Annotated in this window: 11 protein-coding genes; 4 read left to right on the top strand and 7 right to left on the bottom strand. The window is 32.1% G+C overall.

Going from position 1 to position 14,386, the window contains the following annotated elements:
* Positions 1-107 precede the first annotated feature (107 nt).
* The 6 genes from BLP68_RS06360 to wrbA form a co-directional block, all read right to left on the bottom strand.
* Positions 108-1,568 (bottom strand): M28 family metallopeptidase, encoded by a 1,461-nt coding sequence (locus BLP68_RS06360; RefSeq protein ID WP_091541369.1) that lies wholly within the window; start codon positions 1,566-1,568, stop codon positions 108-110.
* A 185-nt stretch (positions 1,569-1,753) separates the two neighbouring features.
* Positions 1,754-3,112 (bottom strand): M28 family metallopeptidase, encoded by a 1,359-nt coding sequence (locus BLP68_RS06355; RefSeq protein WP_091541367.1) that lies wholly within the window; start codon positions 3,110-3,112, stop codon positions 1,754-1,756.
* Positions 3,113-3,504: 392 nt separating this feature from the next.
* Positions 3,505-3,864, bottom strand: a complete 360-nt coding sequence (locus tag BLP68_RS06350) for a hypothetical protein (RefSeq protein ID WP_091541364.1) — start codon at positions 3,862-3,864, stop codon at positions 3,505-3,507.
* 12 nt (positions 3,865-3,876) lie between these two features.
* Positions 3,877-4,212 (bottom strand): cytochrome b5 domain-containing protein, encoded by a 336-nt coding sequence (locus tag BLP68_RS06345; RefSeq protein WP_207647883.1) that lies wholly within the window; start codon positions 4,210-4,212, stop codon positions 3,877-3,879.
* Between the two features lie 173 nt (positions 4,213-4,385).
* Positions 4,386-5,831, bottom strand: a complete 1,446-nt coding sequence (locus BLP68_RS06340) for an NAD(P)/FAD-dependent oxidoreductase (protein ID WP_091541361.1) — start codon at positions 5,829-5,831, stop codon at positions 4,386-4,388.
* Positions 5,832-6,024: 193 nt separating this feature from the next.
* On the bottom strand, positions 6,025-6,636 hold the full coding sequence (gene wrbA / locus BLP68_RS06335) for an NAD(P)H:quinone oxidoreductase (protein ID WP_091541359.1): 612 nt from the start codon (positions 6,634-6,636) through the stop codon (positions 6,025-6,027).
* Positions 6,637-6,801: 165 nt separating this feature from the next.
* Here wrbA and BLP68_RS21665 point away from each other — a divergent pair, with 165 nt between their 5' ends.
* From BLP68_RS21665 to BLP68_RS06325, 3 genes are all read left to right on the top strand, one after another.
* Positions 6,802-6,951 (top strand): hypothetical protein, encoded by a 150-nt coding sequence (locus BLP68_RS21665; RefSeq protein WP_176758893.1) that lies wholly within the window; start codon positions 6,802-6,804, stop codon positions 6,949-6,951.
* A gap of 118 nt (positions 6,952-7,069) precedes the next feature.
* Positions 7,070-8,977, top strand: coding sequence for a ribosomal protection-like ABC-F family protein (gene abc-f, locus BLP68_RS06330; protein ID WP_091541357.1), 1,908 nt, complete (start codon positions 7,070-7,072; stop codon positions 8,975-8,977).
* A 105-nt stretch (positions 8,978-9,082) separates the two neighbouring features.
* Entirely contained in the window at positions 9,083-9,769 is a 687-nt protein-coding gene (locus BLP68_RS06325; RefSeq protein WP_091541354.1) for a transporter associated domain-containing protein, read from the top strand.
* A gap of 125 nt (positions 9,770-9,894) precedes the next feature.
* On the opposite strand, the gene BLP68_RS06320 is transcribed toward BLP68_RS06325, so the two are convergent.
* Complete coding sequence (locus BLP68_RS06320) at positions 9,895-12,555, bottom strand: sensor domain-containing diguanylate cyclase/phosphohydrolase (protein ID WP_091541351.1); 2,661 nt, start codon at positions 12,553-12,555, stop codon at positions 9,895-9,897.
* Positions 12,556-12,724: 169 nt separating this feature from the next.
* On the opposite strand from BLP68_RS06320, the gene BLP68_RS06315 reads away from it, so the two are divergent.
* Positions 12,725-14,323, top strand: a complete 1,599-nt coding sequence (locus BLP68_RS06315; protein ID WP_091541349.1) for a M23 family metallopeptidase — start codon at positions 12,725-12,727, stop codon at positions 14,321-14,323.
* The last annotated feature ends 63 nt before the right edge of the window (positions 14,324-14,386 follow it).

The following is a 14,386-nucleotide window of genomic DNA, read 5'->3' as shown; positions in this document are numbered from 1 at the left end:
AAATTTATAATTGTATTATTCCCAATAAAAAAAGCTATTGATATGCTTCCGTATTTATAGGACATCAATAGCTTTCTTTCTTATTTAACTGTCAAGAGAATCAGTAACTAGTAACCATATCTATCTATATAATTCAGTACAAAACCTATAACTTCTTCAAGTCGATTACTATCAATATATTCTATTGTATCTTTCGGGGTATGAATTTTGCTAACATCATGATGAATTAAGGTTACTGCCTCTACCCCTGCTTGGTTAAATGGTCTTTGATCACTTGCCACATCTGCATCTTTAACTACATCTAATCCTAACTCTAATGCTAAATCATACAGTTTGTTTTTTAATAGATCAAGCTCACCTGAAATTTTCAATGGTATTATCTCTTTAGATCCCACCATATCCATATTTATAAGAACCGTATCCTTTAATGGATATAAAGGATTATTAACATAATAGTTTGACCCATATAGATATTGCTCTTCACCATTAAATGCAAGAAATACTATAGTTTTTTTAGGAGTTGCTTCTGTTGACGTTAAAACCCTTGCAATTTCCATTAATGCGGCTGTCCCCGAGGCATTGTCGAAGGCTCCAGGGTTATAGGTCCCATCCTTATTATCCCCCACGTGATCTAAATGAGCACTTATAATTATGTATTCTTTACTTTCATCCTCACTACCTGGTATTACACCAATAACATTATGGGATATATCATCTCTATAATTATAATTTACTTCCATATGAAGCTTTTTTCCTTCTGATGCTGCCTGTGATAGCTCAGCAAATGCTTCGTCTGTGCAGTAGGCCATAATAGGACCTGTTTTATTATTAAAGGCATCAACCTTATTACCTCTATCTACACCAAATAATGATGTACTTACTATATAATACTCACTATTTCTGTTATCTAGGTTTATAATAATACCTTCTATTTGCTGGTTCAGCTTTAATACCATTTGCAAAATATTATAAGCTCCATTTGGATTACCTGCTACTATACTATTATCTATAAGTAGAATTTTACCATCTAAATCTTCATTACTGTTATTAATATCTAAAGCGCTGTTAATTACAACCATTTCTGCTGTTGTACTTCCTTGAACTTTTACATCTTGCCAAATAGCCATTATCCTATAATCCAGTAGGAAGTCGAATTCTTTGTCTATATTTCCATTTTTATCTTCTATACGAATTATTGGTGCAGCTTCATTAATAAGTACTTTTTGAGGATATGTCTGCCTAAATTCATCTAACCCCTCTGGGCTTTCTAAACCAATCTCTTTAAAATAATTCTCAATATATTTAACCGCAAGTTCATTTCCATGAGTCCCGGCTAGTCTACCCATATACTTTTCTGAGCTAAGCTCTTCAATAATTTCCATTGCATTGGTGACATTTATTGATTCTATGCTTATGTTAGAAACTATATCTGATGATACTGGCTTTGTTTCAACACATCCTACCATTAGAGATAAAGCTACAAATATAACTACAAAAATCGCTAATCCTCTAAACCGTTTACTAATAATGTTAATCCCCTCCCTTATTAAATTATATGTATTAATCATTTATATGTATTTTTTGTTTATTCAATATACTATTTAAATTTCCTTGTGTCATTTTATTCATAACTCTTACAATTTTTTAAATAATATAAAAACTTCTCGATAAATCAATTGAAAAAACTAAAAATCCATTCCGTTAAGGTATGGATTTTAGTAATTAGAGCATGTATGTAGATAAAATTATTTGATTAATATGCATTTTTAACAATATAGCTTAGTACCAGCATTATTACATCTTTTAATCTATCCTCATCAATATTATCGATTGTATCTAGTGGAGTATGAATTCTGTTCATATCTGGATGAATAATTGTTGCTGCTTCGATGCCAAGATCGTTAAATGGCATTTGATCACTGCCTACTGATACTGTTTCGGCAACTGCATTTATTCCTAGTTCTTTTGCCACTACAGTTAAATCCATATTCAAGTTATAACTTAAACCTGCTATGTATAAAGGGCTGTTGCCATTTGATCCAACCATATCCATATTTATGACTGTTGCATTTTCCAGAGGATATAATGGATTATTTGCATAATATCTCGAGCCATATAAAAATTGTTCTTCTCCATTAAAGGCAATAAAAATTATAGTTTTTTTAGGAGCTATTCCTGATGACTTTAAAATTCTAGCGATCTCCATTAATGCAGCAGTTCCTGATGCATTGTCTAAAGCACCTGGGTTATAGGTTCCATCTTGATTATCTCCAACGTGGTCTAAGTGAGCACCTACTATTATATATCCTTCGTTTTCTTCATCTCTTCCAGAAATAACACCTACAACATTATTCATAATATCATCAGTATAACTGTAATCAACCTTCATATGCAGGCTTCTTCCTTCCAAAGCAGCTTGGGTTAACTCTTCAAATGCTTCGTCGCTGAAATAGGCCATTATAGGTCCATTTTCATTATTATAAGCTTCATTGTAATTAGCGCTTATGTCTCCCAATGTTGTACTTACTATATAATACCCTTCTTTTCTGTTATCTAGATGTATAATAATTCCCGCAATTTTGCTATTTAATTCTGAAACTCTTTCCAATATGTCAAATGGTCCATTGGAATTATTGATAATTGTATCATTGGTCACAAGTAATATTTTTCCAGCTAGAGCATCATTTTCATCATTAATTTCTTCAGCTTTTTCAATAATAATCATTTCAGCTGTTGTTTCACCTTGTATTTTTACTTCCTCTTGACTAGTAATTATTCTATAATCCAAGAGAAAATCAAACTCTTTGATTATATTTCCTTCTTCATCAGTAACTCCAATTACTGGTTTACTTTTATTTATTAACACCTTTTGCTTATAAGCTTGTCTATACCCTTCTAGACCACTTGGACTCTCTAGCCCAATTTCCTCAAAATAGTTCTCAATATATTGTACTGCCATTTCATTACCTTCTGTTCCGGTTAATCTTCCTGAGTATGCCTCTGAGGTTAGCTCTTCAATAATTTCCATTGCATTGGTTCCATTAACTAAATCCTCATTAATACTGAAAACAAAATCAGTTGAAGCTGGTGGTGTCTGAACACATCCAACCATTAAAACCAATGTTAAAACTAAAGCTATTAGTATTGAGTAACGTTTGTATCCTTGTTTAAAAATTTTAATCCCCTCCTTAAAATTTGTTTTGATGTGTCATGTATAATTGTAAGTTAATTCAGTTTATTAATGTAATTCAATTATTTTAGTTTATTCGATTATCTTTAATTCTTTCCTTGTTTCATTTTGTTCATAATTTTTACATTTTTGTAAATATTATTATACTTTCTTATATAGAAATCCACAAATAAATCCATATCCTAAAAGGATATGGATAGTTTGATGACAAAGTCATCAAAATGCAGACTGATGAAAAAGCCACAGATTTGAGGCGCAAGAAAACCTAGCGACTGCAGCGTATAGAGAAATACGTGAGGGTGCTAGGTTCAGTCTTATAAAACATGTAGCAATATAAGTATAATTAAAGGTAAGAATAGAAGCCTATGAATACTTCTCCATCTTTTTCTAAGGACTTTTATTCTTGGTCCTATCAATGCTATAATCCCCATCAGGGCAATAGTTATCAAAACATATAAACCTGAATGCATCCGGAGTGTTCCTAATTGTAGATACCCATGTACAAAAGCAATTATTATGATGGCTCCCCCTACAAATGGATGAGCTATTTTCACCCTCTTATAAACTGCTAATAGATCTTTATTTCTTGTCCTTTGATATTGCATTTTTATTGGATAAATCATAGCCATAGTTAAAATTAAAAATATGTTAATCCATCCTAATAATCCGCCCATATTATTCACCTTCTACTCAATTAATATTCCAACTTTTTTAACATTTCTAAGCTTAGATACTCCATGGGGCGACTGGTTTTTTATGGCATCTGTTAAGTCTTTACCAGCTTCAAATCCATTGTGCTGTCCATCCTTCCACGCTGAAATCTCAGTCACATCATATACAACACCATCAACCGCTACGTAAGCTGCCATGCCATTTTTACCATTATATTGTGCAAGCTCTTCTATTGTAAATTCCTGAAGCCCCTCTTCTGATGTTGGACCTGTTTCTGTTTTACAACCTATCACAAAGAAAGCCAACAGTAATAGTATAATTAAAAGCATTGTTATTTTTTTTCTTTTCATATTCACTTCCTCCTTCTATAAATTGTGATACCCATAAGCTGAAATTTAAAGCAAATTATGATATATTTATGTGAAAAAAATATGACTTATTATAATTAATAGGAAAGAATTTTTACAACAATTTTTATAAAAAAAGAGGTATTCTAAATGGAGAATACCTATAGTCAATGTGCTTATTTTTCACTTTTTCTTATTATCTTTATATCTACCCGCTGGGAATCCTTAGTAGCTTTATTTATTTCTACAGTAATATCTTCAGATGGAATTTTCAATTCTTTTTCAATTAACTCCCGCACCCTAGATCTACAATAAGTTCCCTGACAGGCTCCCATTCCAGCCCTTGTACGAAATTTTATGGAGTCAGTGGCTTTAATAGGAATACCTCTATGTATTGCATCAATAATTTCTGCTTCTGTAACATTTTCACACCTACAAATAATCTTTTTTTCTGGATTATTTTCTTCCGTGGAGCCATCAAAATCCTTATCTTTTTTAATAAAAATTGCTTTTCTATATGGGTTAAATTCTTCCTTTTTGCTTAACTCCATTCCTGAATTTTCTAAAATATCCAGCACTTTTTCTGCTATGGCTGGAGCTGCAGTTAACCCTGGAGAGTCTATACCAGCTACATTAATAAAACCCTTTACTGTACTTTCTTCTATAATAAACTCATCAAGATTACTTTTAGCCCTTACTCCTGAAAAGGTTGTTAATGCTCTTTTAACCTTAAAGCCTGGTATTGATTTTCTCGCTGTTTCAATAATATATTCTAGGCTTTCTATAGAGGTAGCCACATCATTAATATCATTCACCTCTTCTGCATTGGGACCAATCATAAAGTTTCCATGATATGTAGTTGTCACCAATATCCCCTTACCTTTTTTTGTTGGCACTTGAAAAACAACACTATTTACTAAGTGGGCTTGATCTTTCCCGAAAAGAATATATTGACCCTTCTTTGGTAGTATACTGAAGTTATCCACATTTAGAAGTTTTGCTATCTTATCACTGTATAATCCAGCAGCGTTAATAATATATTTACTATTTATTTCGCCATTATTGGTGACTATTGTAAATGATCCATTCCTTTTTTTAATATCTAAAACTTCAGTTTCTAGCTTTAATTCAACTCCATTTTCCATAGCATTTTCCACCAAGGCTATAACTAATTCATAGGGTGATGTTACTCCAACACTTTTACTATAAAGTGCTACCTTTACTTCATCATTAATATGGGGTTCTATTTTTTTAATTTCTTCATAATTTATTATCTGTAAATCGTCACACCCAATTTTTAAGCCATTTTCATATATTTCTAAAATTTTCTCTTCATCCTCTTGGTCAAAGCCAATAACCAGTGCTCCAGTTTTTCTATATCCAAAGTTTAATTCCTCATTAAGCTTATGAAACATCTTGTTTCCCTTATAGCATAGCTCTCCCTTCAAGGTTCCATGTTTTGCTACATATCCACCATGGACAATGCCACTGTTTGCCTTAGTTGCTCCCTGCGAAACATCCTTTTCCTTTTCAATTAAACAGACATTTAATTTGTATTTTGATAATTCCCTAGCTATGGCTGACCCAATAACACCAGCACCTATTATACCAATATCATACATGGACTCATCTCCTTTTTTAACTATCTAACCTTATTAATTATATTTAATACTTATGTATAGTATATTAAGTGATATTCTTCTAGTGCTGTATTTTTACCCATTATAAATGTAAGTAAACGGTTTCTATCTTGTCAGAAATATAAATGAAAAAGATCCAATTGTCGATAAACAATTAGATCTTTTTTACTACTGTCTATTTATTTAGTTTAAGTGCAATTTCAGCTACATGTTTACCTTGAAATCTAGCACCTGCCAACTCATTTTCACTTGGCATCCTTTCCCCCTGACCTCCAGCTATTGTCGAAGCCCCATAGGGAGAGCCACCTGTAATTTCATCAATTCTAGTCTGTCCGCCAAAGCTATAGGGTAGACCTACAAGCACCATTCCATGATGTAGCAATGTAGTATGGAAATTTAAAATTGTTGATTCCTGTCCACCGTGCTGAGTTGCAGTACTTGTAAAAACACTACCAACTTTACCTATTAATGATCCTTTGCTCCAAAGAGAGCCTGTTGCATCTAAAAACTGCTTCATTTGAGCTGCCATATTTCCAAACCGAGTCGGTGTTCCAAAAATAATGGCATCTGCCTTCTCTAAATCATCTATATTTGCAATTGGAATATCTTTAAAAGCTTTTTGAGCTTCTACAGCACCTAGCTTTTCTAAAACTTCCATTGGCAAAGTTTCCTCAACTCTTTTAATTTCCACTTCTGCTCCCTCTACTTCCATTGCTCCTTCAGCAATAGCCTTGGCCATCTGATACACATGTCCATAGGTGGAGTAAAATAATACTAGTAATTTCATTTAAATGCCTCCTTTTATTAATTTATATTTCTTATATACCCTGAGAATTATTATCAAAACCGTTTTTTATTGGTTAAATTTGCTACTTTAATTTACGATTTAATAAAAATCATTGATTTAATAACTATAAATGTGTTAAAATACTTGGGAACAGGAGGTAAAGAAATGAAGTTACTTACTTTAATCAATATGATTTTGAATAGACTTCCAATACTTGGAATAATCCATGTGAATTTTTCAAACAAGGGAGTAGTCTATCCAAAATTAGATATTTTAATGATTAAAGAAAGTGAGTCACCTTTGCCACATGTTTGAGAATAATTGATAACATAGAAATAGCCTAGGTATAGATTTACTTAACCTAGGTTTTTTTGTTTTTGATATTTAAATTTTATAAGAGTTTAATATACCATTAATTTGAGGAGGTACTTATATGATACATATATATTTAAAGAATATTAAAAAATATTTTGGTGGTAATGAAATATTAAAGGATATAACCTTTGATGTGCAAATTGGAGAAAAGGTAGGTATTATTGGCAGAAATGGCACCGGAAAAACAACTTTATTCAAGCTAATTAACCAAGTAGAAAAGCACGACGGTGGTGATATATCTATTAAAAAAGATACGAGAATAGGATACCTAGATCAAATACCTATATTTTCAGATGATTATCTAGTTATTGATGTTTTAAATACCGCCTTCGAAGAAGAGTTTAGAATATTGGGGAAGATGAGGCAGTTGGAGGTTTTAATGGCTGATTCTAGTACAGCAACTCTCGATGGGATAATGAAAAAATACAGTATTTTACAGCAGGAGTTTCTGTGCTTAGGTGGCTATGAAATCGATGAAAAGCTTAGTAGAATATGTAATGGATTAAAGATAAGTGAAGAACTTAAGTCTAGACATTTCTCCAGCCTAAGTGGTGGAGAAAAAACTACTATTTTACTTGGAAAGATTCTATTAAAATCCTGTGATTTATTGCTATTAGATGAACCATCCAATCATTTAGATATGGAATCTATCGAATGGTTAGAAAAATTCATAACCGATTATGAAGGTACTGTTATTGTTATATCCCATGATAGATACTTTTTAGATAAAACAGTTAATAAAATAATAGAGATTGAAGATGGAGTGTGTGAAGTTTATTTAGGAAATTATTCCTACTATGTAGAAGAAAAAAACAGAAGATTAATTGAAATGCTGGAGGACTATAAAAACCAACAGAAGAAAATAAAATCTATGGAGGAAGCTGCTAAAAGGTTTAAAGATTGGGGTAATCGCGGAGATAATCCAAAGTTCCACAGAAAAGCTGCTAGTATTCTTAAAAAAATAGAAAAATTAGAAAAGATCAAAAAACCAATTCTAGATCGTCGCAAAATTCAGGTTGAATTCACATCTAAGGAACTTAGTGGCAAGGATGTAGTGAAAATTCATCAAATAAGTAAAGCCTTTAATAACACTACTATACTTAGTAAAATAGATCTTCATATTTATAAAAACGATAAAGTTTCTATATTGGGAAAAAATGGAGCTGGAAAATCCACATTATTTAAGCTAATTACTGGTGAGTATTTACCGGATGAAGGGAAAATATTAATTGGGAACAGTACAAAAGTAGGATACTTACAGCAAAATATAACCTTCAACGATTTGGAGATGTCTGTCTTAGAGGCCTTTAGATCTAACCTTAGTGTTAATGAAGGTGAAGCAAGAAGCATATTGGCTCAGTTTTTGTTTTATGATGAAGATGTTTTTAAAAAAGTAGGAACCTTATCTGGTGGAGAAAAAAGCAGGCTTCGCTTATGCCAATTAATGCATCAAGATGTTAATACATTAATTTTAGATGAACCAACAAATCATCTGGATATTGAATCTAGAGAAATGCTGGAGGATGCCCTTAAAGATTTCGATGGAACTGTAATATTCGTATCCCATGATCGCTATTTTATTAACATGCTTGCAGAAAAAGTTTTTGAGATAAAGGATTCTAAGATCACTGAATATGTTGGAAATTATGACTACTATAAGGAAAAGCAGACTCAGACTTTAGACTTAATTAGTCATAATCAATCAAACTATATAAAGAAAACTGTCGAAATTAAGGAAAAACATAGTTCAAGACAAGGAAAAGACAAACCGAAAAGCATAAAAATAGATGTTAACGCTATTGAAGATAAAATAGAAGCTTTGGAAAAGCAAATCACATTAATCGATGAAGATATGCTTAATAATGCTTCAAACTATGCAGCTTTAGAAAGCTTGCAGATAACAAAAGACAAGCTACAGCAAGAGCTAGATATACTTCTTGAAAAGTGGATGAATTATAACCATTAAATCCATTGGTTTTATAGCCCTAATTATATTTCTATATACAGTATACAAAGTCAAAATACCCAAAAAATTTAGTTGCAAAAATTGTCATACAGGAGTATACTATGTTTGGATTATAATTTATTGAAAGAAGGGTTAACAATGCTGTTAGAAAATGCTAAGAAAAAACTAGTTAAATGTGCAACAGGTCTAGAGCTTCTATTGGCCTTATGTATTATTATTGCTATCGGTATTGGATTAATAACAATAGTTAAATATCTCGTTATTATTTACCAAACTGATGTAACTTACACATATGAGGTATTCAAGAAATTCCTTAGTGTTTCATTGTTACTAGTTATTGGAGTAGAGCTTGTGTTAATGCTATTATCTCATTCAACCAGCAGTATTTTAGAGCTTGTTCTTTTCGCAATTGCACGAAAAATGTTGGTTTATAGTGAGACACCGTGGGATTTACTTCTTGGAACAGCTGCTATTGCAATAGTATTTCTCATTCGTAAGTTTTTAATGTCGCCGAAGTATTCATTTAGAGAAGGTAGAATTATATCTGCTGCCTCGCCTGTACATGCTCTCAATTTTGAAGGAGACCTTGACATTCCAGAGGATAAAGGAAATACAGTAGGAGGCCTTATTTGCCACCTTTCAGAGGAAACCTGTATACCTGTAGAGGAAGGCGCTGAATATGAAATCGGTGATATTACAATGAAGATTTTAAAAATGAAGGATGGCTTAATAGAACAGGTTGTTCTAAATGAAAGTAAAAATGAAAGTAAAAAGGTTAAATCACATTCTTAAATAATTATAGTATATTTTGCTTATTATATCTTTATATAATACTACTAATAACCCGGTAATAAAAACGTATTATTAACAACGTTTTTATTACTGGGTTTTATATGTAAACTGTTGATTTAGAGCGGCTATTTAAACAGATCTACAAATATTTTTGCAATTTCTGGATCAAATTGACTACCTGAGCATTTAACTATCTCTTCAATTGCTTCTTCATGGGAAATTGGTTTTTTATATGGTCTGGAATGGGTCATTACATCGTATGCATCTATAATTGCTATAATACGTGACAATAAAGGAATTTCATTCCCTTTTAATCCTTTAGGGTATCCCCTACCATCCCATCTTTCATGATGGAATAGTACATATTTTGATATATGCATTAATTCTGGTGTAGTATTAGCAATTCTATAACCTATTTCCGTATGCTTTTTCATCTCTTCCCACTCGGCTTCAGTTAGCTTACTGGGCTTATCTAGAATTATATCAGAGATTGCTATCTTGCCAATATCATGAATTATTGCCAACAAACTTAATTCTGCAATTTTATCACTATCTAGTTCTAGCTTCTTTCCCAATCTAATACTTAAATCCTTCATTCTCTGGGCATGTTCTTCGGTTTCATTGCTTCTTTCATATAATGATTGCTGAAGTGACAAGATTATATTACTTCTCATACTGGTTTCTTCCATAAGCTTATTTCTATACATTTTCTCTTCAGCTTCTTTTTTAACTTCCTTCATGTTTTTGAATTTATCTTGTTTTACAGCGAATCCAGTTGCAATACTTATTCTAATAGGAGTGTTCTTAGATTCTAACCGTAATTGATCAATACGCTTACAGACCTCTCTAGCATCAGACTCATTTGAATTGGGGAGCATTATTGCAAATTCGTCGCCACCCCATCTGCAAACGATATCATCAAAACGACAGGCTTTTTTCAGTATTTCAGCAATTGTAATTAATAGCTTGTCTCCTTCCTGATGCCCAAATACATCATTAATAAGCTTAAGACCATTTACGTCACCAATAATAATAGCTAAAGGATGTTGATTCTCTGCATCCAGCTTTTCTAGTATTTCTTCAAAGTAAGCTCGATTATATAATCCTGTCAATTTATCATGATAACTTAAGTATTTTATATGTTCTTCTGCCTTTTTCTGGGCAGTAATATCAGTATATATTGCATGATACCCTATTATTTCACCATCAACTACAGTTGCCCCTCCACGAAGCTTTACATCTATAAAACTACCATCCTTTTTAATTCTCTTAGACTCTATATCCAAGTCGCTCCTATTAAATGCCATTATATCAATATTTTTTGCATCGTTAATGTACTCTTCTGTAACAATTAGATTATTTAAGTGATTACCTTTGCATTCCTCCTGGGAGTACCCAAACATTTGATAAAATTTTTCATTAATCTGTATAATGTTTCCCTCCATATCCATGTGCACTATAGCGTCTGGTGAGTATTTAAAGAGAGATTCCAATATTTTTTGCTGTCTTCTTATTTTAGCTTCAGCCTTCTTAATAGCACGTATATCTGTATATATAGCATAACCACCAACTGTTTTATTTTTTATTATAATTGGTGCTCCCTTTACTATCAAGTGAAGAGGTTTACCTTGTTTATTAAAACGGATAACATCCTCCAAAAGGAAGGGTTTACCCTCCAGTACAGTTCTAATCCCAAAATTATTTAGCTTTCCCTCTGTATCTACAACTTCACTTATTCTTTTACCTTTTATTTCACAGTCATTATACCCAAACAATTCTGTAAATCTAGAATTTATGTCCAATATTTTTTCATCACTATCAAAGTAAGCAATGGCTTCTGGTGAATTATTAAAAAGAGACTCAAAAAGGTTTTTTTGATATTGTATAGCTTCCTCTGCTTCTTTTCTCTTATTTATATTCATATGGGTACCAACCATTCTTATGGGCTTACCCATATGATCCCGAACCATTACCTTTCCCCTCTCATGAATCCACATATAGGTACCATCCTTACACATTAACCTATACTCAACTGAGTAGATGGGAGAATTACCATCAATATGATCCTTTAATTCCTTCAAAACAGTTTCTTTATCTAGAGGATGAAGATGCGAAGTCCAGCTATCTAATGAGTCATTCATCTCAGTTTTTGTAAATCCACGCATTTTTTTATATTGATCAGAACGAAAAATCTTATTATTTAATATATCCCAGTCCCAAACTCCATTTTCACTTCCTTCAAGGGCAAAATACCAACGTTCTTCACTTTCTGTCAGTGCTTTTTCATTTTCCTTTAAACGATTATAGTGATCATGTAATACTTCCTCATTCGCCTTCAATTGCTGCAATGCTGCCTCCAGCTCTTCATTCAATTCCTGTAGCCTTTGCTCATTCTCTTTTAAAATAACCTCTTTCTTTTTCATATCCGATACATCACTAATAAAACCCTCTAAAAAGTAATTTCCTTCAATATCCTCCACTAACCTCATGTTTAATACTGCTGCTACTATACTACCATCCTTACAATAATATTCTATTTCATAATTTGAAAGTCTACCTTCTTTTTTAATTATATTAGTTAGCTCTTCTCTATTTTTCTTAACATATACCTGTTCTTCAATGTTATGAACAGATTTCAAGACATCATCAGGTGAATCGTATTTTAAAATATGAGCAAATAACTTGTTTACGTATAGAAACCTAGCATCCAGTGTACTGCGAAAGATTCCCATTAATGCATCATCAAACAAAGTCATATTAGTATTTTCATATTTTTTATTGATCATTGGATATCACCTCTTTCATCCTAAATTTTTTCTTTTATTGCCCTAGGAAACTTCAACTTCCTATGAATACGGGTTTGATAAGGGGGCATTATCTACATATTACATTAAATGCTCTTTATTTTTACATGAACTGTCGATTATAATAGATATATACAAGGGGGCGATTCTATTGAAAAAAAGACAATTTATTATTTTAATACTCTTATTAAGTACTATTTCTACAGCTTATTACTATTTTAGTAATAAGGAGCTTTCAGCAGACCAGATAACGTTAATTAATGTTTATAAATTCGACAATGAACTGGTTACTTCCTTCAATTCTGTTGAAGATATTTCTGAAATTGATGTAATCGCCTCTTTAATAAATTCTTCATTAAAAACAAAGGAGATAGTTAATGCCGAATTGGACCAAAGACTTGAAATTACTATAAATAATAGAATCCTCTACTATGATCTATTTGTGGATTTCGATAATCAGGAACTTTATATTTTAAAGAATGGTAAAGGAGATTTTTTAAAGACCTCAAATGCCAGCATGCAGGAGTTTCTATTGATTAATGGATTAGAATCAATATATCCTACATATGAACCACCTCTAGTTTCATTGAATCAAAATAATGTCACAAATATTTTAACCCCTATTTCTTTTATTTGGAATTATTTGAAAATAGATGGAAACTACTATATACATACTATGGATCAGTTAAGTAGCCCAGCCACAAGTGCTTTATCCCTTAACCCGGATGATATACTAGAGCTTGATTTTTCCATTGTCCCAGATAGTATTACTATTGAGGTTATGAAGGATGGCAAAACACTAAAAGAGCTTGCAATGATAAATAATACCTTTAAACCATTAGAAGGTAATGGCACCTTCACTTACACAATAACTTTAGGTTTTGAAAAAACTTATGAAAAGGATTACTATGGTACCATAGTATACTCTTTTCTTGGTAAAATGGATTTACCACCTAAAGTTACAATTCAAAACTCTAAAGTTTCCCCAGGTGGCTTATTTGTTATAAAGCTTGAGAATCTCGATGATAATCAAGTACCAATCATACAACAAGACATAACTGATAATATTGAAGTACATAATTTTGATGACTATAAAATCGCCATCATTCCCCTTGATTATTGGGTCAAAACTGGAGATTATCCATTGGAGATATACCTTGAATCAAACTCAGAAAATCAGCTTATTTATCAAGGTAGCCTAGAAATTATTAATCGAGATTTTAGAAAGCAGTACCTTGTAATAGATTCTAAAATTGAAGAGGCAACCCGTAATGATGCTGCTTACGAAGAATTCGCTAAATATTTTACACCAGTACGTAAAAATAGTGAGCCATCAAAGCTTTGGGAGGGAGATTTCATTATACCAGTTGAGGGTAGACTTACAACAGAATATGGTATGATGAGATTTGTTAATGGTTCTCTTGCATCAAGTCCCCATTCTGGTTTAGATTTAGCTGCCCCAAAGGGCACTCCAATATTAGCATCCAACGGAGGGAAAGTTGTTCTATCAATGAATCTAATATTGACTGGTGAAACAATCGTCATAGACCATGGATTAGGCTTTTTCACAGTATATTATCATATGGACCAACGTTATTCTATTGAGGGTGATATGGTTACTAAGGGAGAAACAATTGGTACTGTTGGTTCTACTGGCTTTTCAACAGGGCCCCATCTTCACTGGACAACCTCCTATTATACCACCAATATTGACCCATATATGCTTATAGATTGGGAAGGGTTAGAATAAGTTAAGAGTTGAGAGCGAAAAGATAAAAATTAAGAGTTAAGAGTTAAGAGTTAAGAACATATT

This window comes from Alkaliphilus peptidifermentans DSM 18978 (assembly GCF_900101495.1).
Taxonomy (GTDB): Bacteria; Bacillota; Clostridia; order Peptostreptococcales; family Natronincolaceae; genus Alkaliphilus_C; species Alkaliphilus_C peptidifermentans.
Note: the sequence above shows the minus strand (reverse complement) of the source record. Positions and strands in the feature narration are given on the sequence as shown.